The sequence below is a fragment of the Streptomyces beihaiensis genome (assembly GCF_026274175.1).
GTDB classification, from domain to species: domain Bacteria; phylum Actinomycetota; class Actinomycetes; order Streptomycetales; family Streptomycetaceae; genus Streptomyces; species Streptomyces beihaiensis.
The window spans coordinates 1-20,515 of the sequence record NZ_JAPHNL010000329.1 but is presented as its reverse complement, the minus strand read 5'-3'; the positions used below and the strand labels follow the sequence as shown (position 1 = coordinate 20,515).

At 72.0% G+C, this 20,515-nt stretch carries 24 protein-coding genes; 7 read left to right on the top strand and 17 right to left on the bottom strand.

The window, feature by feature from the left end:
* Window positions 1–117: 117 nt before the first annotated feature.
* Window positions 118–561, top strand: a complete 444-nt coding sequence (locus OFY01_RS30465; RefSeq protein ID WP_266605409.1) for a type II toxin-antitoxin system PemK/MazF family toxin — start codon at window positions 118–120, stop codon at window positions 559–561.
* A gap of 80 nt (window positions 562–641) precedes the next feature.
* On the opposite strand, the gene OFY01_RS30460 is transcribed toward OFY01_RS30465, so the two are convergent.
* The 7 genes from OFY01_RS30460 to clpS all read right to left on the bottom strand — a co-directional run bounded on the left by OFY01_RS30460 (window position 642) and on the right by clpS (window position 5,598).
* Window positions 642–1,592 (bottom strand): PLP-dependent cysteine synthase family protein, encoded by a 951-nt coding sequence (locus tag OFY01_RS30460; protein ID WP_266605407.1) that lies wholly within the window; start codon window positions 1,590–1,592, stop codon window positions 642–644.
* Window positions 1,593–1,637: 45 nt separating this feature from the next.
* Window positions 1,638–1,916 carry a MoaD/ThiS family protein gene (locus OFY01_RS30455; protein ID WP_266605405.1) on the bottom strand — a complete coding sequence of 93 codons (279 nt, stop codon included), beginning with the start codon at window positions 1,914–1,916 and terminating at the stop codon, window positions 1,638–1,640.
* A gap of 131 nt (window positions 1,917–2,047) precedes the next feature.
* Entirely contained in the window at window positions 2,048–2,149 is a 102-nt protein-coding gene (locus OFY01_RS32475; RefSeq protein WP_323135586.1) for a putative leader peptide, read from the bottom strand.
* 92 nt (window positions 2,150–2,241) lie between these two features.
* Entirely contained in the window at window positions 2,242–2,658 is a 417-nt protein-coding gene (locus OFY01_RS30450; RefSeq protein ID WP_266605404.1) for a M67 family metallopeptidase, read from the bottom strand.
* 89 nt (window positions 2,659–2,747) lie between these two features.
* Window positions 2,748–4,202 carry an amino acid permease gene (locus OFY01_RS30445; RefSeq protein WP_266605402.1) on the bottom strand — a complete coding sequence of 485 codons (1,455 nt, stop codon included), beginning with the start codon at window positions 4,200–4,202 and terminating at the stop codon, window positions 2,748–2,750.
* Between the two features lie 348 nt (window positions 4,203–4,550).
* A complete protein-coding gene (locus OFY01_RS30440) occupies window positions 4,551–5,162 on the bottom strand; it encodes a DUF2017 domain-containing protein (protein ID WP_266605400.1) in 612 nt (203 codons plus the stop codon).
* Between the two features lie 118 nt (window positions 5,163–5,280).
* The gene (gene clpS, locus OFY01_RS30435) at window positions 5,281–5,598 is read right to left on the bottom strand and encodes an ATP-dependent Clp protease adapter ClpS (RefSeq protein WP_266605398.1); all 318 of its coding nucleotides are present in this window, start codon (window positions 5,596–5,598) and stop codon (window positions 5,281–5,283) included.
* Window positions 5,599–5,706: 108 nt separating this feature from the next.
* Between clpS and OFY01_RS30430 the strand changes: the two genes are divergently transcribed.
* The 3 genes from OFY01_RS30430 (at window position 5,707) to OFY01_RS30420 (ending at window position 8,926) form a co-directional block, all read left to right on the top strand.
* Window positions 5,707–7,089: a nicotinate phosphoribosyltransferase gene (locus OFY01_RS30430; protein WP_407700458.1), complete on the top strand. Its 1,383-nt coding sequence runs from the start codon at window positions 5,707–5,709 to the stop codon at window positions 7,087–7,089.
* A gap of 162 nt (window positions 7,090–7,251) precedes the next feature.
* Window positions 7,252–7,854, top strand: coding sequence for an isochorismatase family protein (locus OFY01_RS30425; protein WP_266605396.1), 603 nt, complete (start codon window positions 7,252–7,254; stop codon window positions 7,852–7,854).
* 151 nt (window positions 7,855–8,005) lie between these two features.
* The gene (locus OFY01_RS30420; protein ID WP_266605394.1) at window positions 8,006–8,926 is read left to right on the top strand and encodes a hypothetical protein; all 921 of its coding nucleotides are present in this window, start codon (window positions 8,006–8,008) and stop codon (window positions 8,924–8,926) included.
* A 64-nt stretch (window positions 8,927–8,990) separates the two neighbouring features.
* On the opposite strand, the gene OFY01_RS30415 is transcribed toward OFY01_RS30420, so the two are convergent.
* Window positions 8,991–9,347, bottom strand: a complete 357-nt coding sequence (locus tag OFY01_RS30415; RefSeq protein WP_266605392.1) for a hypothetical protein — start codon at window positions 9,345–9,347, stop codon at window positions 8,991–8,993.
* A gap of 426 nt (window positions 9,348–9,773) precedes the next feature.
* On the opposite strand from OFY01_RS30415, the gene OFY01_RS30410 reads away from it, so the two are divergent.
* Window positions 9,774–10,169: a hypothetical protein gene (locus OFY01_RS30410; protein ID WP_407700457.1), complete on the top strand. Its 396-nt coding sequence runs from the start codon at window positions 9,774–9,776 to the stop codon at window positions 10,167–10,169.
* Between the two features lie 40 nt (window positions 10,170–10,209).
* On the opposite strand, the gene OFY01_RS30405 is transcribed toward OFY01_RS30410, so the two are convergent.
* A complete protein-coding gene (locus tag OFY01_RS30405) occupies window positions 10,210–10,860 on the bottom strand; it encodes an RDD family protein (protein ID WP_266605390.1) in 651 nt (216 codons plus the stop codon).
* Between the two features lie 77 nt (window positions 10,861–10,937).
* Window positions 10,938–12,500: an RDD family protein gene (locus tag OFY01_RS30400; RefSeq protein ID WP_266605388.1), complete on the bottom strand. Its 1,563-nt coding sequence runs from the start codon at window positions 12,498–12,500 to the stop codon at window positions 10,938–10,940.
* Between the two features lie 222 nt (window positions 12,501–12,722).
* On the opposite strand from OFY01_RS30400, the gene OFY01_RS30395 reads away from it, so the two are divergent.
* Window positions 12,723–13,199: an SsgA family sporulation/cell division regulator gene (locus OFY01_RS30395; protein ID WP_266605386.1), complete on the top strand. Its 477-nt coding sequence runs from the start codon at window positions 12,723–12,725 to the stop codon at window positions 13,197–13,199.
* Window positions 13,200–13,349: 150 nt separating this feature from the next.
* Here OFY01_RS30395 and OFY01_RS30390 read toward each other — a convergent pair whose 3' ends face one another.
* The 3 genes from OFY01_RS30390 to OFY01_RS30380 form a co-directional block, all read right to left on the bottom strand.
* Window positions 13,350–14,657, bottom strand: coding sequence for a cytochrome P450 (locus tag OFY01_RS30390; protein ID WP_266605384.1), 1,308 nt, complete (start codon window positions 14,655–14,657; stop codon window positions 13,350–13,352).
* 46 nt (window positions 14,658–14,703) lie between these two features.
* Entirely contained in the window at window positions 14,704–15,501 is a 798-nt protein-coding gene (locus OFY01_RS30385; RefSeq protein WP_266605422.1) for a tRNA-dependent cyclodipeptide synthase, read from the bottom strand.
* 164 nt (window positions 15,502–15,665) lie between these two features.
* Window positions 15,666–17,036 (bottom strand): FAD-binding oxidoreductase, encoded by a 1,371-nt coding sequence (locus tag OFY01_RS30380; RefSeq protein WP_266605382.1) that lies wholly within the window; start codon window positions 17,034–17,036, stop codon window positions 15,666–15,668.
* 108 nt (window positions 17,037–17,144) lie between these two features.
* Here OFY01_RS30380 and OFY01_RS30375 point away from each other — a divergent pair, with 108 nt between their 5' ends.
* Complete coding sequence (locus tag OFY01_RS30375) at window positions 17,145–18,716, top strand: tetratricopeptide repeat protein (RefSeq protein WP_266605380.1); 1,572 nt, start codon at window positions 17,145–17,147, stop codon at window positions 18,714–18,716.
* A gap of 1 nt (window position 18,717) precedes the next feature.
* On the opposite strand, the gene nthA is transcribed toward OFY01_RS30375, so the two are convergent.
* The 4 genes from nthA to hppD form a co-directional block, all read right to left on the bottom strand.
* Window positions 18,718–19,305, bottom strand: a complete 588-nt coding sequence (nthA, locus tag OFY01_RS30370; RefSeq protein ID WP_266605378.1) for a nitrile hydratase subunit alpha — start codon at window positions 19,303–19,305, stop codon at window positions 18,718–18,720.
* Complete coding sequence (locus OFY01_RS32470) at window positions 19,295–19,606, bottom strand: SH3-like domain-containing protein (protein ID WP_323135585.1); 312 nt, start codon at window positions 19,604–19,606, stop codon at window positions 19,295–19,297. The genes nthA and OFY01_RS32470 overlap by 11 nt, the downstream gene beginning before the upstream one ends.
* Window positions 19,599–19,883 (bottom strand): hypothetical protein, encoded by a 285-nt coding sequence (locus tag OFY01_RS32465; protein ID WP_323135584.1) that lies wholly within the window; start codon window positions 19,881–19,883, stop codon window positions 19,599–19,601. The genes OFY01_RS32470 and OFY01_RS32465 overlap by 8 nt, the downstream gene beginning before the upstream one ends.
* Window positions 19,884–19,923: 40 nt before the next feature.
* A partial coding sequence (gene hppD / locus OFY01_RS30360) for a 4-hydroxyphenylpyruvate dioxygenase (RefSeq protein WP_266605376.1) occupies window positions 19,924–20,515 on the bottom strand: 592 nt, incomplete at its 5' end.

Sequence of the window (20,515 nt, the reverse complement as noted above, 5' to 3'; positions counted from 1 at the left end):
GGCGCCTTCGCCCCGGGCCGTTGTGGGCGAACTCACCTGTGCTGTCACCGGTTCGGGGGGCGTGGTGACCACCCGTCCGGTTCGGCGGGCGCCATGGCGCACCGGTACGGTCGTGTTATGGACACGTCGTGGTGGCTCGCGCTCGCGGCCGTCGTGCTGCTCGCCCTCGTGGCGACGCTGATCGACGGCTGGGGCCGTGGTTCGCGACGGCGTCGGCTCCGGCACGGGATCGGCGAACCGGCGGAGCCCGGCGGCCCGCGGCCCGCGGAGATCTGGTGGGCTCGGGTGCCCTACGAGGACGGGCCGGGCGGCAAGGACCGGCCGTGTCTGGTGCTCGCGGTGCGCCGGGACGTGGCGCTGGTCGCGAAGATCACCAGCAAGTACCACGACGAGCGGGCCGGGGTGATCGCGCTGCCGCCGGGCGCGGTGGGTGACGCCCACGGCCGCCCGAGTTTCCTGGAGACGGACGAGCTGCGCGAGGTGCCCGTACGGGACTTCCGGCGCAAGGCCGGTGTGGTGGACCCGGCGCTGTGGGACCAGGTGCGCTACCTGGGCAGCTGAAAGCCCCTCCGGCGATCGAGGAGCGGGTCCGGGCGGAGCCCGGTGTCCTCAGCCGCTGAGGGGCTGGACCACGTCGTCGCTCAGGCCCAGAGCTGGCCGTGCAGCACCTCGATGGCCTCTTCGGTGGTCTCGGCCGTGTAGACGCCGGTCGAGAGGTACTTCCAGCCGCCGTCGGCGACGACGAAGACGATGTCGGCCGGCTCCCCGGCCTTGAGCGCCTTCTTGCCGACGCCGATGGCCGCGTGCAGGGCCGCGCCCGTGGAGACGCCCGCGAAGATGCCTTCCTGGCGGAGGAGTTCACGGGTGCGGGTGACGGCGTCGGCCGAGCCCACCGAGAAGCGGGTGGTGAGCACCGACGCGTCGTACAGCTCGGGGACGAACCCCTCGTCGAGGTTGCGCAGGCCGTAGACGAGGTCGTCGTAGCGCGGCTCGGCCGCGACGATCTTGACGTCGGGCCTGTGCTCGCGCAGGTAGCGGCCGACGCCCATGAGCGTGCCGGTCGTGCCGAGGCCCGCCACGAAGTGCGTGACGGACGGGAGGTCCGCGAGGATCTCCGGGCCGGTCGTGGCGTAGTGGGCGCCCGCGTTGTCCGGGTTTCCGTACTGGTAGAGCATCACCCAGTCCGGGTGTTCCCGGGCGAGTTCCTTGGCGATGCGGACGGCGGTGTTGGAGCCGCCGGCGGCCGGGGAGGAGATGATCTCGGCGCCCCACATGGCGAGCAGGTCGCGCCGCTCCTGCGAGGTGTTCTCCGGCATGACGCAGACGATCCGGTAGCCCTTGAGGCGCGCGGCCATGGCCAGGGAGATGCCGGTGTTGCCGGAGGTGGGTTCGAGGATGGTGTCCCCGGGCTTGATCCGGCCGTTCTTCTCGGCCTGCTCGATCATGTGGAGCGCGGGGCGGTCCTTGATCGAGCCGGTCGGGTTGCGGTCCTCTAGCTTCGCCCAGATCCGTACGTCGTCGGAGGGCGAGAGCCGCGGCAGGCGCACCAGGGGGGTGTTGCCCACCGCGGCCAAGGGGCTGTCATAGCGCATGGTGTGGTCGCCGTGTCCCGTCTCCGTGAGTTGTGGGTTCCGCGCTCAGCGCATGCCGCCGGCGACGGCCGGGAGGATGGTGACGTTGTCGCCGTCGGTGACCTTGGTCTCGATGCCGTCGAGGAAACGGACGTCCTCGTCGTTGAGGTACACGTTGACGAAACGGCGCAGCTTGCCGTCGTCGACGATGCGGGCGGCGATGCCGGCGTGCCGGGTGTCGAGGTCGGTGAAGAGCTCGGCGAGGGTGTCCCCGCTGCCGTCGACGGCCTTGGCGCCGTCGGTGTAGGTGCGAAGGATGGTCGGGATGCGGACCTCGATGGCCATGCTGGGCTCCTGTCAGGAGTCGGACGTTCGGACGTCGTGTGGGCGGGGCGCACGGCGGCGCGGGCGCGGGCTGCGCGGGGGTGGTGCGGGGTGCGGGGGCCGCGGGGTTCCGGCCCGTGCGGCGGTGCGGCTCAGCGCGGACAGATGGCGCTGGCGAGGCGGCACAGGTCGACGTGCAGCCGCGCCACGAGCATCTTGCCCGGCGTCTTTTCGCTCACGTCGTGGGAAACCATGGGCTCATCGTATCGATTCCCGGCCCGGGTTCCGGAGTGTGATCTCATCATGCGGTCACTTTCCGTCCACTGAACGAGATCGACTCCTCGCCTCAGTCCGTGACCTCGACCTCTTCCTCGGTCACCTCGCCGTCGACGATGCGGAACGAGCGGAACTGGAAGGGGCCCGCGTCGTCGGTGTCGGCGGTGGAGACGAGCACGTAGTGGGCGCCGGGTTCGTTGGCGTACGAGATGTCGGTGCGGGAGGGGTACGCCTCGGTCGCGGTGTGTGAGTGGTAGATGACGACCGGTTCCTCGTCGCGGTCGTCCATCTCGCGGTAGAGCTTGAGCAGGTCGCCGGAGTCGAACTCGTAGAACGTGGGTGAGCGGGCGGCGTTGAGCATGGGGATGAAGCGCTCGGGGCGGCCCTCGCCGACCGGGCCCGCGATGACGCCGCACGCCTCGTCGGGGTGGTCCTTGCGGGCGTGTTCCACGATCTGGTCGTAGAGGGTCTCGGAAATCGTCAGCATGCGGCCAGAATAAACAGGTGGGCCGACCCGTACCGGAGTGCGGTACAGGTCGGCCCGGCTGGTGAGACGGTTACCGGCTCCTCACCTGCCTAGCGGCGCTTCGCGAACGCCGCAGCCTGCGGGTTGCGGGACTTGAGGGCCGCGTACGACACACCCAGGATCACGGCCCAGACCGGGGCCGCGTACAGGGAGATGCGGGCGTCCTTGTCGACGCCCATCAGGACGATCACCAGGCCGATGAAGGCGAGCGACAGGACGCTGGCCAGGACGCCGCCCGGCGAGCGGAAAGTCGAGACCGGCAGTTCGCCCCGGTCGGACTTGAGGCGGTAACGGACGTGGCAGACCAGGATGACGATCCACGCCCACATGCCGGAGATGGTGGCGAAGGAGACGACGTAGTCGAACGCCTGACCCGGCCACTGGTAGTTGATCCAGACGCCGACCATCATCAGGGCCGCCGAGACCGTGGTGCCGACCAGCGGCGTGCCGGACCTGGTCAGCTTGGTGAAGAACTTCGGGCCCTGGCCGTTGAGCGCGAGGTCGCGCAGCATGCGGCCGGTGGAGTACATGCCCGAGTTGCAGGACGACAGCGCGGCGGTGAGGACGACGAAGTTGACGATGCCCGCGCCCGCGGCCATGCCCATCTTCTGGAACGCCTCGACGAACGGGCTGACGCCGTCCTGGAAGTTGGTCCACGGCACGACCGAGAGGATCATGATCAGCGCGCCGATGTAGAAGACGGCGATGCGCCACGGCACGGTGTTGATCGCCTTGGGCAGGACCGTCTTCGGGTCCTTGGACTCGCCGGCGGTGACGCCGACCAGCTCGACCGCGAGGAAGGCGAACATGACCATCTGCAGGGTCATGAGGGTGTTGCCGACGCCGTGCGGGAAGAAGCCGCCCTGGTCCCACAGGTGCGCGACGGAGGCGGTGTCACCGGCGTCGGAGAAGCCGAGCGTGAGGATGCCGGCGCAGATGAGGATCATGCCGACGATGGCGGTGACCTTGACCATGGAGAACCAGAACTCCAGCTCGCCGAAGAGCTTCACGGAGATCAGGTTCACGCCGTAGAGGATCACGGTGAAGACGAGGGCGGACAGCCACTGCGGGATGTCCCACCAGTACGTCATGTAGGTGGCGGCCGCGGTGACCTCGGTGATGCCGGTGACGACCCAGAAGAGCCAGTACGTCCATCCGGTGACGAAGCCCGCGAAGGGGCCGATGAACTCGCGCGCGTACTCCGAGAAGGAGCCGGACACGGGCCGGTACATGAGGAGTTCGCCGAGGGCCCGCATGATGAAGAAGATGACGACGCCCGCGATGGCGTACGCGAGGATGAGGCTGGGCCCCGCCTTGTGGATGCCCTTGCCCGCGCCGAGGAAGAGGCCGGTGCCGATGGCTCCGCCGATGGCGATCATCTGGATCTGCCGGGAGCCGAGCCCCCGCTGGTAACCCTCGCCCGACGTGGCGGCCTCGGCCGCGCCCTTCACTGCCTCGTTGCCGGAGGAGTCTTTGTCGTGCTGCTCGACCTGCGCTGAGGTCATGACGTGCGCCTTTCTCCATGCCGATCCGTGCCGTGGGGGCTCGGACCGACTGTGACGATCCTTAGGGGCCTGCGAACCCCTGGATTGGATGGAGTTTTCTGCCTACCGGCGGTCGGCCGGATCGGGGCGCCCCTGACGTGACGGGGGGTGGTGTCCGTCAGGCGGTCGTGAAGATTTATCACGCCGTTCACACTGATCGGCCGAGGCGGGCGTGGCGCACGTCACGAGAAAAAGGGGACGAAAGCGCTGTTGCGGGGCGATCCGGCACACTTGGGTGACGCGATCGTTATCCGGATTTGAGCGTCCGCTGAGCGAACGCGTCGCGCGTCACGCGGAGGCGCGCACGGGTCACGGGGTGAGCGTGTCGACCAGCGTCTCCTGGAGCCCGCCCAGCCACAGGTAGGCCATCACCATCGGCTTGCGCGCGTCCTCGTCCGGCAGCCGGTAGAGCAGGTCGGCGTCCTGCTCGTCGTCGATCTCCAGACGGGTGCCGATCGCGAGGCGCAGATCGTTCAGGGCCCGCATCCACCGGATGCTGTCCTCGTGGCCGAGCTTGAGGACCGCCCCGCCCTCACCGGCCGGGCTGAGCTCGTCGAGCGAGCGGATCACGGCGAGGGCGTCCTCGCGCTTGCCCGCGCGCAGGTCGTTCTCGGTGAAGCGGCGGAACTCCGACGAGTACGCGCGCAGTTCGTCCGCGTCCTGCGGACTCGCGCCCTCCTCGTCGGCCGCCGGGCCGCCGTACGCGTCGGGGAACAGGCGGCGCAGCACCGCGTCGGTCGGCGGCTCGCTGGGCCCCTCGGCGAAGAGCTCGGCGAGCGGGTCCTCCTCCGCGTCACCGCCGGGGCCCGGCCCGATCAGCTCCAGGAGCTGCACGGCGAGCGAGCGGATGATGGAGATCTCGACGTCGTCGAGGGCGACGGCCGCGCCGCCGCCGGGGACCGGTTCGAAGTGTCCGGGCATCAGTGCGCTGCTACTTCCGATCCTGTGTCGCCTGCGGTGCCTGCGGTGCCTGCGGTGCCTGCGGTGCCTGCGGTGCCTGCGGTGCCTGCGGTGCCTGCGGTGCCTGCGGTGCGAGTGTTCACTTGCGGTCCTGCTGCAGCGTGGCCCACAGGCCGTAGCCGTGCATCGCCTGGACGTCCCGCTCCATCTCCTCGCGAGTCCCGCTGGAGACGACCGCCCGGCCCTTGTGGTGGACGTCGAGCATGAGCTTGGTGGCCTTGTCCTTGGAGTACCCGAAGTACGTCTGGAAGACGTACGTCACGTAACTCATCAGATTGACCGGGTCGTTGTGGACCAGCGTGATCCAGGGGACGTCCGGCTCGGGGACCGCGGAGAGGTCCTCCGTGGTCTCGGGCTGTTCGATCTCAAGGGGTGCTGGGGCCGTCACAGGGCCCATGCTGCCACCACGTGGGCGCAACCGCACAAACGCGCCGCTCGCGACGGCTCGTACAGACGAACTCCAGAAATCGTCACCCTGACGCTAAGAGGGGGTAGCATCGCCGGTATGAACACAGGGGACACGGGCCTTCCGGAGAAGGAAGAAGGGCGCGAAGCGCTTCCGAAGAAGGGCGACGGTGGTCGACGGGTGGGCGTGCCGTCGACAGCGCTCTTCACCGACCACTACGAGCTGACCATGCTGCAGGCCGCCCTCCACGCGGGCACGGCCGACCGGCACGCGGTCTTCGAGGTCTTCACCCGCCGGCTCCCCGACGGTCGCCGCTACGGCGTCGTCGCGGGCACCGGACGGGTCCTGGACGCCGTCGAGAACTTCCGCTTCGGCGAGGGCGAGCTGGGCTTCCTGCGCGAGCGCGGCATCGTCGACGAGCAGACGCTGGACTGGCTCGCGGGCCACCGGTTCTCCGGCGACATCTGGGGCTACCCGGAGGGCGAGGTCTACTTCCCCGGCTCGCCGATCCTGCGGGTCGAGGGCTCGTTCGCCGAGTGCGTGCTCCTGGAGACGGTGATCCTGTCGATCCTCAACCACGACTCGGCGATCGCCGCGGCCGCCTCCCGGATGGCGTCGGCCGCCGGGGAGCGGCCGCTGATCGAGATGGGCGCGCGCCGCACGCACGAGCTGGCCGCCGTGGCCGCGTCGCGCGCCGCGTACGTGGGCGGCTTCGCGACCACCTCGGACCTGGCGGCCGGGTTCCGGTACGGGATTCCGACCGTCGGCACGTCCGCGCACGCCTTCACGCTGCTGCACGACTCCGAGCGGGACGCCTTCCGCGCCCAGGTCGACTCGCTGGGCGAGGGGACGACGCTGCTCGTGGACACGTACGACGTGCGGGAGGCGGTCAGGACGGCCGTGGAGGTCGCCGGGCCGGAGCTCGGCGCGGTCCGGATCGACTCGGGCGACCTGCTGCTCGTCGCCCACCGGGTGCGCAAGGAACTCGACGAGCTGGGGGCCGAGCACACCAAGATCGTGGTCACCTCCGACCTCGACGAGTACGCGATCGCGTCGCTGCGGGCCGCGCCCGTGGACGCGTACGGCGTCGGTACGCAGCTGGTGACCGGCTCCGGGCACCCGACCTGCTCGATGGTCTACAAGCTGGTCGCGCGCGCCGAGTCGGCCGATCCCGCCGAGCCGCTGGTGCCGGTCGCCAAGAAGTCGGTGGGCGGCAAGTCGTCGATCGGCGGCCGCAAGTGGGCCGCGCGCAGGCTCGACCGGGACGGCGTGGCGGAGGCCGAGGTCGTCGGCACCGGGCCGGTCCCGGCGGACCTCGTCGACCACCAGTTGCTCGTGCGGCTGGCCAAGGGCGGGGAGGTGGTGGCCAGGGAGCCGCTGGACGCGGTGCGCGCGCGGCACGTCGCGGCGCGCGACGGGCTGCCGCTGTCGGCGACGCAGCTGTCGCGCGGGGAGCCGGTCATCCCGACCGAGTACGTGTGATCCCGACCGAGTACGCGGGTACGTGGGAGCGGCGGGCCCGGCACGTGTGAGTGACGTGTGCGGGGCCCGCAGACCTCTCCCGTATCGCACCCGGAGCTTCTACGCTCATAGTCTCCGGACAGAAGCCCAGACCACCTGATGTCCCTGCTGAAGGAAACGACCATGCGCCGCGCCTTGATCGTCGTAGACGTCCAGAACGACTTCTGCGAGGGCGGCAGCCTCGCCGTGGCGGGAGGTGCCGACGTCGCTGCCGCGATCACCGATCTGGTGGGGCAGGCCGCGGGCGGCGGGTACCAGCACGTCGTGGCCACCCGTGACCGTCACATCGACCCCGGCGAGCACTTCGCGACGCCGCCCCGCTCCCCCGACTATGTGCACACCTGGCCGCCGCACTGCGTCGCGGGGACGGAGGGCGTGGGCTTCCACGCGAACTTCGCGCCCGCGGTCGCCTCGGGCGCGATCGACGCGGTCTTCGACAAGGGGGCCCACGAGGCGGCGTACAGCGGGTTCGAGGGCGTGGACGAGAACGGGGTGCCGCTGGCCGGGTGGCTGCGCGAGCGCGACATCACCGAGGTGGACGTGGTCGGCATCGCCACGGACCACTGCGTGCGGGCCACGGCCCTCGACGCGGTCCGTGAGGGCTTCCGTACGCAGGTGCTCCTCGACCTGACGGCGGGCGTCGCCGCGGAGACCACCGAGCGGGCCGTGGAGGAGATGCGCGAGGCGGGCATCGAACTGACCGGGAAGCCGGTCGTCGTCCGGTAGCCGTCCGGCAGCCGTGACCGGGTCGTCCGGATGCGGGAGCGCGCGGGCCTGCGCGCTGCTCCGATCAGCCGCGCACCGTGTGTGGCTGCCGCCCAGGCGGCGTCGTGAGTGCTGCCCTTTTCCCGGGGGACCACTCACGAACAGGAGACTCATGCGCACCTCCCTGCTGCGGCACGGCGCGAGAACCGCCGTCGCCGCGCTCGCCCTCACGACCGCCCTCGCCGGGGCCGCCAGCGCCGACACCGGAGCCCGCCACGACGGCCACGGCAGGCCGGGCCCGCGCCCCGTCGAGGTGTCCGTCGACGCCCACGGCATCCAGGCGCCCCGCACCGCCCGGGCCGGGCTCGTCGCCTTCCACGTCACGACCGACGACCCGAAGGCCGGTCAGTTCGTCCAGGCGTTCCGGCCGCGCCACGGCGTCAGCCTGCACAAGCTGCTCGCCGACCTGGCCGAGGCCGTCAACCGGAACGACCCCTCCGTCGCCGCGCGGGGCATCACCGCGGTCAACCACGACGCGCAGGCCCTCGGCGGCGCCCAGGTCACGCACGACGTGCCGGAGACCTTCACCACGCCGGTGAGCGAGGGCCCCGTCTACCTCCTGGACTTCGGCAAGTTCCTGGAGGACCCGTCGCACCCGGTCGTCCGCAAGCTCGAACTGCGCGGCAAGAACGGCCGAAAGGGCCGTGACCTGGCCGACTTCCCGGACGGCATCGTGATCACCAAGGAGACCTCGAACGGTCCCCGCTTCGACGTGAACGGCGTGCGCCGGGCCAAGGACAACATCCTGGTGCACAACTCCGCGGACGAGCTGCACGAGATGGAGCTCCAGGCCGTACCGCCGGGCACCACGGACGCCCAGCTCCAGGCGTACTTCGACCACCCGTCGGGCCCGCCGCCCTTCGCCGGGATGCCGACCTACGGCCTCGGCGTCATCTCCCCCGGCCGGACCGCGCTGCTCCAGCCGCACCACCTGCCGAAGGGCACGTACGCGCTGCTCTGCTTCGTCCCCGACGACGAGGCCGGCATCCCGCACGCCTTCGAGGGCATGCACAAGGTCGTGGTGCTGCACTGACCGGCCGGTGAGCCGGCGGGCCGGAAGGCCCGGGGAGCGGGGGTGCGGCGCCGCCGAGCGGCGCTCACCCCCGTTGCGGCAGCGCCGGGCGGCGCAGCAGGGCACGGATCGGCTGCCACAGCTCCGGCATGGCCTCCACGGCGACGACGCCGTCGGCGACAGCGTTGTCGGGAGCCGTACGCCATATCAGGCCGTCCGGATGGTGCAGGACGGCGGTGATCTCGTCCGGGGTCGGCGGGGCCGTGTTGCCCCGCAGGTAGACCGCGCGCAGGCCGAGGTTGCGCAGCCTGGTCAGCGCCCTGGCCCGGTTCACCGCGTGGACGAGGACCCGTACGGCGCCGTCGGCGCGGCCCGGCGCGGGCAGCGTCAGAGCCACCACCACGCTGCCGCCGGGCAGCTTGCAGAAGCCTCCTGCGGACATGCCTTTCCCACCCCCGTGAGACGTAGTGTCAATAGCGAACTGGTAAGACGCACCTAAACACGATCGCCCGCGACCCGCCAGAGGCGCACGCCACACACAGTTCTGACCTGCACGTTTATCGGCCAACTTGACCGAGGGCGCTAAACCCGCCCACTCCGTCCGACCGGCCGGACACCGCCGGTCAGAGCCTGTGCGACGGGGAGTGTCAGTTACGGCGACGGCTCACGGCGACCGCTCAACAGGCGCGCCCGCCCGTCCACTTGATGGACAGGATGACTCAATGCGCCCCCTGTGCACCGGCACTGTGGGTTAGGTCATGCTTACCAGGCGTTCCCCTCGGGCAGACGTCGGATTAGAGTCGGTCACCTGGTGACACAACCCGGTCGACCCCGCACCCTTCCTGATGTCACGAGGACGGATTCCGCCATGCCTCGCCCGACTTCCACCGCACTGCCGCGCCCGACCGTCGCACAGTTCGCCTACGGTTCGACCACCGTCGTCGTCTCCACTCTCGCCATGCTGCTCCTGTCGCGTACGAGCGCGGGGCCGGTCGTCGTCGTCATCGCGGTGGCCGCGCTCGGCCTCGGGGTGCTCGTGGCCATGGCCGTACCGCAGGGCGGGGCCGTGGAGACCGCGGAGCCCCCCGAGGAGGGGACCGGGGAGGAGGCCCGGGAGGCGGCCGCCGAGCCCGGCTCCGAACCCGTCGCCGCGGCCGAGCCGCCGGGCCACGAGGTGCCCGCCCAGCGGGCCGCCGTCACCGCCGAAGCCGTCGTGCCCGGCCCCGCCCGCGAACCGGCACGGGACGCCGTCAGGCCGTACTGACTCAGTCCGTTGCCCCAGGCCGTTGACTCAGTCCGTTGACTCAGGCCGTACTGACCACGACCGTCTTCGCGGCCTTGTCGTGCAGGCCCTGCTTGTACGGCTTGTCGAAGAAGCTCCAGCCGCCGGAGATCGCCGTCCAGATGCAGGCGCAGCAGAACACCGCCGGAATCCACAGCACGGCGGCTCGGACCAGGTTCGTCTGCGCGGTGGGCGTGGCGCCGTCGCTGAGGTTGGCCACGCGCAGCTTCATCAGCTTCTTGCCGAGCGTCTGCCCGGTCCGCGTCATGAGGATCGTGTCGTAGCCCATGTAGAGGATCGCGGCGATCACGGACTCGCCGAACTGCGCGGTGAAGTGGATCTTGTCAGGGTTGGTCTGGTACTTCGCGACTCCGAACGCCCACGCGATCAGCGCGGAGACGATCCCGACGAGGATCAGGTCGATGATCCGGGCCAGGACGCGCTTGCCGCTGTCCGCGAGCGGGGGCATTCCGGCGAGCGGGTCGTCGCTGCCGTAACCGCCGCCGTAGGGGCCGCCTCCGTACGGGGGCGGCTGGTCGGCGGGCGGGCCGTCGTACGGGTTCCGGGGTGGCGTGTCGTACGGAGAGCCGCCGCCCGGAGGTGGTGTGGGCGGCGGCTTGCGGAACGGGTCGTCGTCCGGCTGTCCGGATCCGGAAGGCGGCTGGGTGCTCATGGCCCGAGTGGACCCCGAAGCGCCACCGGGCGCACCCGGCGAGCCGCCGTACGGATGACCGCGGCCCTTCCGGCGCGTCAGCCGGCCACGAAGGTGCGGGCCACCTTGTCGTGCAGGCACTGGCGCCAGGGCCGGTCGAAGACGCCCCACAGGACGCCGATGACGCCCACCGCGAGCAGGCCGGGGATGCTGTAGGCGAGCCAGCGGCGCAGGGCCGCGCCGAACGTCGGGGAGTCGTGTTCCTCGATGTCCTGCACGCTCAGGCCGAGCAGCTTCTTGCCCAGTGTGCGGCCCCACTTGGCGGTCGGCAGCGCCTCGTAGAGGACGCCGAAGACGAGGAGCACGGCCAGGACGATGCCGAGGTACGTCGCCGTAGTGCCGTCCAGAAGCCAGACGGTGACCTGGCGGCCGGACGCCTTGGCCGCGTCGATCTTGCCGTCGATGTGGTCGACCGCCTTCGTGCCGAGCGGCACCGCGGCGACCGCCGTGACCGCGCCCACGACGACCGAGTCGACGAGCCTCGCGGCGAACCGCTTGCCGAGGCCCGCCGGGCGGGTGGCGGCCTGGGCCTGCGCCGCGGCGAGGAACGGGTCGGCGGCGACCGGCTTGAACGGGGTGATCGGGCCACCGCCCGCCTGCCCGAGCGCCTGGCCCTCGTGTGCCAGTTGGTGGACCTGCTGGGCCCAGGACGGGGAACTGCCGCCGGGGCCCGGCTGCGGCGGGGTGGCCTGCTGCGGGACGGCGGGCGGCGCGGCCGCCGGGGCCGGGTTGGCGGCGGCGCGCGGGGCGGGCCGCCGGGTCGGCTGTGCGGCGGGTTGCGGAGCCGGCTGGGGCGTCGGCTGAGGCGTCGGCTGAGGGTTCAGGCCCGCGCGCGACTGGGCCTGCGCCTGCGCGGGGGGCTGCGCCTGCGCCTGGGCGCGCGGGTCGGGCGCGGGGGCGCGGGCCGGTCCCGGCTGGTCCGGGAGGGCGCGGATGGCCATGGTTCCGTCGGTGCGGGGCGCGGCGCGGCCGGAGCCGGCGCTGGAGTCGGGGCCTGTGCCGGCACCCGGATCCGTACCCGCGCCCGTACCCGTACCCGTGCCCGTGCCCGTGCCCGTAGCCGCACCGGGCCTGTTGCCCGCGTAGGGGTCCTCGCCCGGTCGCACGGCGCGGATCGCCACGGTGCCGTCGCCGCGCCGCCCGGCGCCTGCTCCAGCCCCTGGCCCGGTTCCTGTTCCTGGCCCACCGGGCGTGCCAGGCCCTTCCGTGCCCCACGAGACCCGGCGGTCCTGCTCGCCGCCGAAACCGGACTGCCGGGAGGCGTCGGCGCCCCAGGCGGTCGCGGGCTCGGGCGATGCCGGTGCGTCGGGCCCCGTCTCCGTACGGACCGACGGCTCCTCGTCGAGGAAGACGGGTCCCGTCTCCTCCGCGGGAGCGGGTCCGGGAGCAGGCACGGGTCCGGGAGCAGGCGCGGGAGCCGGGGCCGCCGGGGCGGCGCCGAGCGGGGTCGGCAGAGGTTCGCCGTCGGACGGGGCGGGGCGGCTGGTACCGGGGACCCAGGCGGCGCCGTTCCAGTACCGGACATATCCGGGAATGGACGGGTCGGGGTAATAACCTTCGCGGGGCCGGTCGTCACCGGGGGCCGGGGTTGGGGCGCTCATGTCCGTCGTCCCGTATCTGCTCGGGGGTCTTGTTGTGGGCTCCACATCTATCAGACCCGTGCGCCCGCCCGTGCCGCTCCGCCGGGACGGACCACTTTCGGGCCCCCGGAGAACTTCCCGGAAAAAAGTTCCGCGAACCCGCGTAACGCTCGACCTCCACCGTGCTCTCACCTTCCGCACGGGCCCGATCCGGGCCCGCACGGAGAAGAGGAACGGCACGACATGCACACCGTGGTGGAACGCGAACTCGAACTGAAGCTGGTGCTCTCGCCCGAGCGCAGCATCCCCGTCCCGGCCAAACTCAGCTACCGCACCGACGACCCGTACGCCGTCCACATCACCTTCCACGTCGGCACGGATCACCCGGTCAACTGGACGTTCGCCCGTGAGCTGCTCGTCGAGGGGGTGTTCCGGCCGTGCGGCCACGGCGACGTGCGCGTGTGGCCGACCAAGTCGGCGGGGCGCAGCGTCGTCCTGATGGCGCTCAGCTCGCCGGACGGCGACGCGCTCCTCGAAGCGCCCTCCGCGCAGATCTCGGCCTGGCTGGAGCGGACACTGCGGGTGGTCCCTCCGGGCTCTGAGGCCGAGCAGCTCGGAATCGACGACGGCCTCGCCGAGCTGCTGAGCCCCACCCCGGCCGACGATCTGTACCTGTGCGACCCGTGGCCGTCGGACGAGTCGTCGTCCGACGAGCGGTGAGGTGGGCGGCGAGAGGGGCGAGACGGCTCGGCCGCCCGCCCCTGCCCGCAGGTGCGGGCTGTCGCCCGGTGGCGGTCCGCGCACGTCAGGTCCCGGATGCGGGCAGCGGGCCGCCGAAGGGGCCGGGCCCCGTACGGCGCTCGGAAGTGATCAGCCGGCGTCCCACAGGACGGGCAGACGCTCGGGAACCCGCTTGATGTTTCCCGTACGCCACACCAGCTGGTCGACGGGGAGCGCGAGCCGCAGCCCCGGGAGACGTTCGAGGAGAACGGCGAGGGCCTCGGCGGCATGCACGCGCGAGATCGCGGAGGCGGGACAGAAGTGCTGGCCGGCGCCGAAGGACAGGTGCGGATCGGACGAGCTGCCGGGGCCGAAACGGTCGAGGTCGAAGCGTTCGGGTTCGGCGAAGTGCTCGGGGTCGTGGTTGGCCCCCTCCACACAGACCAGCACCAGCTCGCCCGCCCTGACCAGGACGTCGCCGACCCGGACGTCGCAGCGGGCGATCCGGGGCAGCCCGTCGCCGATCGACAGCGTGCAGCGCATCAGCTCCTCCACCGCGTACGGCATCGCCTCGGGCCGCCGGCGCAACTGCTCCATCTCCTCCGGGTGCCGCATCAGCGTCAGCGCGGCGTGCAGCAGGAACACGTACGTGCTCATCACACCCGCGCCGAAGAGGGAGGTGACGGTGGCCGCGAGCATCTCGTCGGTCAGGTCGGCGCCGTCCCGCTCCGGGTCGTCGCGCAGGTCGCACAGCCGCCGGATCAGCCCCCGCTGCTCCGCGCGGGCGGCCCGCACGTGCCGCAGGACGAAGGCGAAGTCCTTGTCCCAGTTGGCGGTGCAGCCCTCGAACGCGACGGGGCTGGTCAGGAAGCCGAGGTCAAGGCCCGACATGAGCCGCAGCCCCTCCTCGTGGGGCAGGCCCAGCACCTCGCAGATCAGCGCGGCGGAGTACGGTTCGGCGAACCGCCGGCGCAGGTCGACCGGTGCGCCCTCCTCGGCCATGGCGTCGACGAGTTCGTGCGCCCGCTGCCGCATCCACTCGGCCGAGGCCGGGCCGGAACGGGGGCCGAAGGCACGCAGCACCTCCTGATGGAGCCCGGCGCTGTTGACGTTCCCCATGGTGTTGACGACCTCGGGCGGGATCGTCAGGGCGTACTGCCGCGGCACGCCGGGCAGCGCGGTGTCGCGCAGACTGAAACGCTTGTCCTCCAGGACCTGCCGGGAGAGCGCGTAACTGGTGACCAGCCAGGCGTCGTCGCCGGTGAGCGTACGGATCCGGGCGACGGGGCTCTCCTCACGCAGCCGCGCGCACTCGGCGGGCACGATGTCGCCGCGGCGGGACAGGGGCCAGTCCACGGGCGCGTAGGGGCATTCGGTTTCGGTGGCGGATGCTTCGGAGGTGGACGCTTCGGGCGTGGACGCTTCGGGCGTGGACGCTTCAGTGCTCGTTGTCGCCATGGCGAAGGCTCCCTGTGCTTGTGGGGGGGGCGGGTGGGGGTGGCCGTCAGTCGCGGCAGGTGACGATCGCGTAGCCCTGGTTCTCGGCCGGGTTCAGACCCGTCCGGCGGCCGCCGAACAGCAGGCGGCCGAGGGCCAGGACGGTGTGGTAGCAGTGGACGGACGAGGCCACGCCCAGGATGCGCGGGCTGTCCACGAAGAACGGCAGTTCGGCGTCGACGTATTCGAGCGCCGCCTGCACCTGCGCGGGCGCGGGCAGGGCATCGGGTTCGAGCCGACTGGTGAGGAACTGGTAGGCCATCCGGTCCCGGACGGCCCGCAGTTCCATGTCGGTGCGCAGCGAGGTGCGCGTCCGGCCGCGCACCTCCCGGTAGCCGGTCTGGTCGAGGAACGCGGAGAGCGGCCTGGCCCGTACGCGCTCGGCGGCGGGGCCGAGGTCCTCAAGGGCGCCTTCGATGCGGCGGCGCACGCCGCGGAGCTGTTTCGCGGCGCTTCTGCGCGCGGCGTCGGGCTCATATCCGAAAGCTTCGAGCATGGACTCCAGGGCGACATCGGCGTGCACGACGTCGACGGCGGCGAAGCGCTCCGCCGCCCAGCCCAGTGCCTTTGCGAGGCGGCCACGGCTGAAGTAGCTGTTTCCCGTGCTCACTCCGAACAGCGCGTGATCGGCCCGCTCCAGGAGACACGGGCTGCTCGCGCCGACGGGTGACACGTCGACGTGGCGGCGGCCGGGCGGCGGGGGCTGGGGGTGGGGCGGGGACTGCGGTTGGGGCCGGCACAGGGTCTGGTGGTCGTGTGGGGACGCTCCGTGATGGGACACAAGGTAGGCATATCCGCCTGGCATATCCGCCACACCGGCAACACCCTGAACGAGTGGCGCTGTGTCACCGGGGAGCGGGCGAGTGTGCCGTCGCGCGCCGTACGCGCCCCCTCCCCTGCGCCTGCGCCTGCGCCTCGGCCTCCGGCTGCGGCTGCGGCTGCTCCTGCTCCTGCTCCTGCTCCTGCTCCTCAGAACACCTTTCCCGGGTTCAGGATGCCCAGCGGATCGAACACCGCCTTGATCCCCTGTTGCAGCTCCAGCGAGACCGGGCCGGCCTCCTTCGCCAGCCAGTCCTTCTTGAGCAGCCCCACCCCGTGTTCCCCCGTGATCGTGCCGCCCAGTTCCAGGCCGAGCGCCATGATCCGCTCGAAGGACTCGCGCGCCCGCTTCGCCTCGTCCTCGTCGGCGGCGTCGAAGCAGACGGTCGGGTGCGTGTTGCCGTCCCCCGCGTGGGCCACCACGCCGATGGACAGGCCGAGGTCCTGCGCGATGCGGGCCACGCCCTCGATGAACTCGCCGAGTCTGGAACGGTTGACGCACACGTCGTCGATCATCGTCGTGCCCTTGACCGCTTCGAGCGCGGTGAGTGACAGGCGACGGGCCTGGAGCAGCAGCTCCGACTCGGCGGCATCCTCGGCGGGCACGACCTGCGTGGCGCCCGCGGCCTCGCACAGCGCGCCGACGGCGGCGAGGTCGGCGGCCGGCTCCGGCGTGTCGAACGCGGCGAGGAGCAGGGCTTCCGTGGTCTCCGGCAGGCCCATGTGCGCCAGCTCGTTGACCGCCCTGACCGTCGTACGGTCCATCAGTTCGAGCAGTGACGGGACGTGGCCGCCCCTCATGATCTCGCACACCGCGTCGCACGCGGCGGCCGTGGAGGCGAACTCGGCGGCCAGTACGAGCTGTTGGCGCGGCTCCGGCTTGAGCGCCAGGGTCGCCTTCACCACGACACCGAGGCTGCCCTCGGAGCCGACGAACAGGCGGGTCAGGTCGTAGCCGGCCACGCCCTTGGCGGTGCGGCGGCCGGTGGTCAGCAGGCGGCCGTCGGCGAGGACGACGTCGAGGCCGAGGACGTACTCCGCCGTCACCCCGTACTTGACGCAGCACAGACCGCCCGAGGCCGTGCCGATGTTGCCGCCGATGGTGCACGTCTCCCAGCTGGAGGGGTCCGGCGGGTAGTACAGACCGTGCTCGGCCACCGCGCGGGAGAGCGTGGCGTTGACGACGCCCGGTTCGACGACGGCGATCCGGTCGACCGGGTTGATCTCCAGGATGCGGTCCATCTTGGTGAGGGAGAGGACGACGCAGCCGTCGCCTGCGTTGGCCGCGCCCGACAGGCCGGTGCGGGCGCCCTGCGGGACGACGGGGACCCGCAGCGCGGTCGCCGTGCGCATCACGTGCTGGACCTGTTCGACGGTGCGCGGCAGGGCGACGACGGCCGGGGTGCCCGCGGCGCAGAAGCTCGCCATGTCGTGGGCGTAGGAGGCCGTGATGTCGGGGTCGGTGAGGATCGCGCCGGAGGGCAGGCCCTCACCCAGCTTCTCGATGAGTGTGCGGCTCATGATCACAGCCTGGCAGCCGGGGCCATCGGTGTGAACCCTTCCACGGGGTCCTTCGCCCGCCGGGATGGCGCCCCGGTGCGGTCTTCGTACTGACGCACAGTGAGCCCCATGCACAACCCCGTGGAGACCATGGAAACCACGGCGCCGGAGGCGCCCGCGCCGTCCGAGGCCGCCGAGGCCCCGCGCCGCCTCTCCCCCGGCACCCGGCGCGCGCTCTGCGGCGTGCTCGCCGGGTGCGTGGTGCTCTGCGGCGTCCTGGTCCTGCTGCCCGGTGGCGCCGACGCCCCGCCGTCGCGGCCCGGCCCCGCCGGGCGCGCCGCCATCGCGCTCGCGGCCGGCGCGCCCGCCTCGCTGCGGGACCTGGCCGCGCTGATCCGCGAACGGGAGCACCGGGTGCGGGCCGACCCGCGCGACGCCCGGTCGTGGGCGGTGCTCGGCGCCGCGTACGTGGAGCACGGGGAGCGCACCGCCGAACCGGCGTACTACCCCAAGGCCGAACGGGCGCTGCGCAGTTCGCTCAGGGCGCGCCCCAAGGGCAACTCGGCGGCGCTCGACGCACTGGCCTCGCTCGCCGCCGCGCGCGGCGACTGGCGCGCCGCCAGGAAGTGGGGCGAGGCCGCGGTGAAGACGGCGCCGCGGGACTGGACGGCGTACGCCGGGCTCGTCGACGCCTACCGGGGGCTCGGCGACTACAAGGCGGCGGGCAAGTCCCTGGACAAGGTCTCCGGGATGGCCACGGGCACGGCGGTCACGCTGCGCACCACGGAGGTGTACCAGGACCGGGGCTGGCGGGAGGACGCGGCGGCGGTCGTCTCCGACGCGTCGGCGCGCGCCACGACGCCCGCCGAGCGGGCCGCGCTGCTGCGCCGGGGCGGCGAGCTGGCCTGGGAGCGGGGCGATCCGGAGGGCGCGCTGCACCACTTCGACGCGGCGCTCGGCGCCGATCCGGAGGACCACGCGTCGTTCGCGGGCCGGGCCCGCGCGCTGGCCGCCCTGGGCCGCACGCAGGACGCGGTCCTCGCCTACCGGGCGGCCGTCGCCCGCCGCCCCGACCCCGAGTACGCCCTGGAGCTGGGCGAGTTGTACGAGTCCCTGGGGCAGTCGGGGGCCGCGCGTGCTCAGTACGACGCGGCGCGCACGTACATCGAGCGGGACCGTGCGGACGGCGTGGACGACGCGCTCGTACAAGGGCGTCTCGAGGCCGACCACGGGGACGCGCAGGCGGCCGTGGCGGCTCTGCGGGCGGAGTGGAAGCGGGCGCGCGGCGCGCGGGTGGCGGACGCGCTCGGCTGGGCGTTGCACAAGGCGGGGGACGACGAGGAGGCCATCGGTCTGCTGCGCCGGGCCACGGACACCAAGCACGGCGGGTGGGCGAGCGACGCGCTGTTCGCGTATCACCGGGGGGCCGTGGAGCGGCGGTTGGAGCTGTACGGTGCCGCGCGGCGGGACCTCGGCGAGGCCCTGCGGACGAATCCGCGCTTCTCGCCGCTGCTCGCCCCGGCGGCCCGGCGGGCCCTCGACGCGCTGGGTGATCCGCCGCCCGGCGGCCCGGAGGAGATGTGGCCCCCGCCGGAGCCGAAGCCGCGCCCCCGGCCCGCCGGGCCCGCGGCGCCGCACAGGAAACCGGCACCCGCCGCGCCGAGGCGGTCGGCTCGGCCGTCGCCGCCCGAGCGCCGCTGATCTAGAGGACAGCCGTCCCGATCAGCCCGTTTCGGGTGACGAGCCTCGCCAGCTCCGCCTCGCTCAGCCCGTCCGTGCCCTCGGGCCGCCGCGGCAGGACCATGTAGCGGGTCTCCGCGCTGGAGTCCCAGACGGTGACCCGGACCTCGTCCGGCAGGGTCACGCCGAACTCGGCGAGCACGCCGCGCGGGTCCCGCACCACCCGTGAGCGGTATGCCTCGCTCTTGTACCAGCCGGGCGAGGGGCCGAGCAGGCGCAGCGGGTAGCAGGAGCAGAGCGTGCACACGACGACGTTGTGCACGGTCTGCGTGTTCTCGGCGACCCGCAGCCGCTGCTTCTGGACTCCCCCGGCCGCGAAGCCCAGTTCGCCCACGGCCGCCGCGCCGTCGGCGAGGAGCCGCTCCTTGTACGCCGGGTCGGTCCAGGCCCTGGCCACCGCCCTGGCGCCGTTGACCGGGGACGCGTTGGCCAGGAAGCCGTCGACGACCTCGTCCACGGTCTCGCCGCCGACGAGGCCCTTTTCCTCCAACAAGCTTTCCAGCAGCCTGACCTGACGGGAGATCAGCGCGTCGTCGTGCTCACCGGACACCGTCGTCGTCCGCCTTTCGCAGGTAGCTCTCCGACAGGTCGAGGACCACGTCGTGATCGCCCTCGCCCCACAGCTCACGCGCGGCGAACCGCACCGCGTAGATCATCTCGACGGGCGCGTCACCACGGCCGCGCGCGTTGGCGTCGGCGAGCGGCGCCCGCCCCTCCGGCTCGACGACGACGCCGAGCTTGCCCCGGGCGTAGCGGGGAAGGCGGGTGTGGTGCGGCGGGTCGTGGCGGTAGGTGACGACCAGGTCGCCGGGTCCGTAGGCGGGTTGCCCCGACGCCGGGCGTTCAGGCATGGTCGAGTGCCCCTTCCTCGATCACGCCCTTGCGTTCGAGGAGCGTACGGATGGCGTACAGCCAGCGCTCGTAGTACGAGGCGGCCAGGTACGCGCCCGGCGGCATGGTCTCGATCGCGTCGCGGAACTCGTCGAGGTTGAAGATCTTCCGCACGAGGAGTGCGCGCTGGAGCGCGAAGACGCGCGCCTCCCAGTCGGCGTGGAAGGGTTCGGCGTCGTCGGTGGTGTCGATGGCGCCGAACCCCGTCATGCCGCCTACGTCGTTGATTCTGGCCATGGGGTCACCCTATGGCCAGAATCGAGACGGGCAAGAGCGGTCAGAGGTTTCCGCGCTTGTCCTGCTCCCGCTCGATCGCCTCGAACAGCGCCTTGAAGTTGCCCTTGCCGAAGCCCATCGAGCCGTGCCGCTCGATGATCTCGAAGAAGACGGTCGGGCGGTCCTGGACCGGCTTGGTGAAGATCTGCAGCAGGTAGCCGTCCTCGTCGCGGTCGGCGAGGATCTTCAGCTCGCGCAGGGTGTCGATCGGGACGCGTGTGTCGCCGACCCACTCGCCGAGGGTGTCGTAGTACGAGTCCGGCGTGTCCAGGAACTGGACGCCCCCGGCCCTCATCGTGCGTACGGTCTCGACGATGTCGTTCGTGGCGAGCGCGATGTGCTGGACGCCCGCACCGCCGTAGAACTCCAGGTACTCGTCGATCTGCGACTTCTTCTTGGCGACGGCGGGCTCGTTGATCGGGAACTTGACCTTGAGCGTGCCGTCGGCGACCACCTTCGACATCAGCGCGCTGTACTCGGTCGCGATGTCGTCGCCCACGAACTCCTTCATGTTCGTGAAGCCCATGACCTTGTTGTAGAACTCGACCCACTCGTTCATCCGGCCGAGCTCGACGTTGCCGACGCAGTGGTCG

Coding starts and splice junctions, on each gene's coding strand:
- OFY01_RS30465 (WP_266605409.1), top strand. CDS start 118: ATGGACACGTCGTGGTGGCTCGCGCTCGCGGCCGTCGTGCTGCTCGCC.
- OFY01_RS30460 (WP_266605407.1), bottom strand. CDS start 1,592: ATGCGCTATGACAGCCCCTTGGCCGCGGTGGGCAACACCCCCCTGGTG.
- OFY01_RS30455 (WP_266605405.1), bottom strand. CDS start 1,916: ATGGCCATCGAGGTCCGCATCCCGACCATCCTTCGCACCTACACCGAC.
- OFY01_RS32475 (WP_323135586.1), bottom strand. CDS start 2,149: ATGGTTTCCCACGACGTGAGCGAAAAGACGCCGGGCAAGATGCTCGTG.
- OFY01_RS30450 (WP_266605404.1), bottom strand. CDS start 2,658: ATGCTGACGATTTCCGAGACCCTCTACGACCAGATCGTGGAACACGCC.
- OFY01_RS30445 (WP_266605402.1), bottom strand. CDS start 4,202: ATGACCTCAGCGCAGGTCGAGCAGCACGACAAAGACTCCTCCGGCAAC.
- OFY01_RS30440 (WP_266605400.1), bottom strand. CDS start 5,162: ATGCCCGGACACTTCGAACCGGTCCCCGGCGGCGGCGCGGCCGTCGCC.
- clpS (WP_266605398.1), bottom strand. CDS start 5,598: ATGGGCCCTGTGACGGCCCCAGCACCCCTTGAGATCGAACAGCCCGAG.
- OFY01_RS30430 (WP_407700458.1), top strand. CDS start 5,707: ATGAACACAGGGGACACGGGCCTTCCGGAGAAGGAAGAAGGGCGCGAA.
- OFY01_RS30425 (WP_266605396.1), top strand. CDS start 7,252: ATGCGCCGCGCCTTGATCGTCGTAGACGTCCAGAACGACTTCTGCGAG.
- OFY01_RS30420 (WP_266605394.1), top strand. CDS start 8,006: ATGCGCACCTCCCTGCTGCGGCACGGCGCGAGAACCGCCGTCGCCGCG.
- OFY01_RS30415 (WP_266605392.1), bottom strand. CDS start 9,347: ATGTCCGCAGGAGGCTTCTGCAAGCTGCCCGGCGGCAGCGTGGTGGTG.
- OFY01_RS30410 (WP_407700457.1), top strand. CDS start 9,774: ATGCCTCGCCCGACTTCCACCGCACTGCCGCGCCCGACCGTCGCACAG.
- OFY01_RS30405 (WP_266605390.1), bottom strand. CDS start 10,860: ATGAGCACCCAGCCGCCTTCCGGATCCGGACAGCCGGACGACGACCCG.
- OFY01_RS30400 (WP_266605388.1), bottom strand. CDS start 12,500: ATGAGCGCCCCAACCCCGGCCCCCGGTGACGACCGGCCCCGCGAAGGT.
- OFY01_RS30395 (WP_266605386.1), top strand. CDS start 12,723: ATGCACACCGTGGTGGAACGCGAACTCGAACTGAAGCTGGTGCTCTCG.
- OFY01_RS30390 (WP_266605384.1), bottom strand. CDS start 14,657: ATGGCGACAACGAGCACTGAAGCGTCCACGCCCGAAGCGTCCACGCCC.
- OFY01_RS30385 (WP_266605422.1), bottom strand. CDS start 15,501: ATGCCAGGCGGATATGCCTACCTTGTGTCCCATCACGGAGCGTCCCCA.
- OFY01_RS30380 (WP_266605382.1), bottom strand. CDS start 17,036: ATGAGCCGCACACTCATCGAGAAGCTGGGTGAGGGCCTGCCCTCCGGC.
- OFY01_RS30375 (WP_266605380.1), top strand. CDS start 17,145: ATGCACAACCCCGTGGAGACCATGGAAACCACGGCGCCGGAGGCGCCC.
- OFY01_RS32470 (WP_323135585.1), bottom strand. CDS start 19,606: ATGCCTGAACGCCCGGCGTCGGGGCAACCCGCCTACGGACCCGGCGAC.
- OFY01_RS32465 (WP_323135584.1), bottom strand. CDS start 19,883: ATGGCCAGAATCAACGACGTAGGCGGCATGACGGGGTTCGGCGCCATC.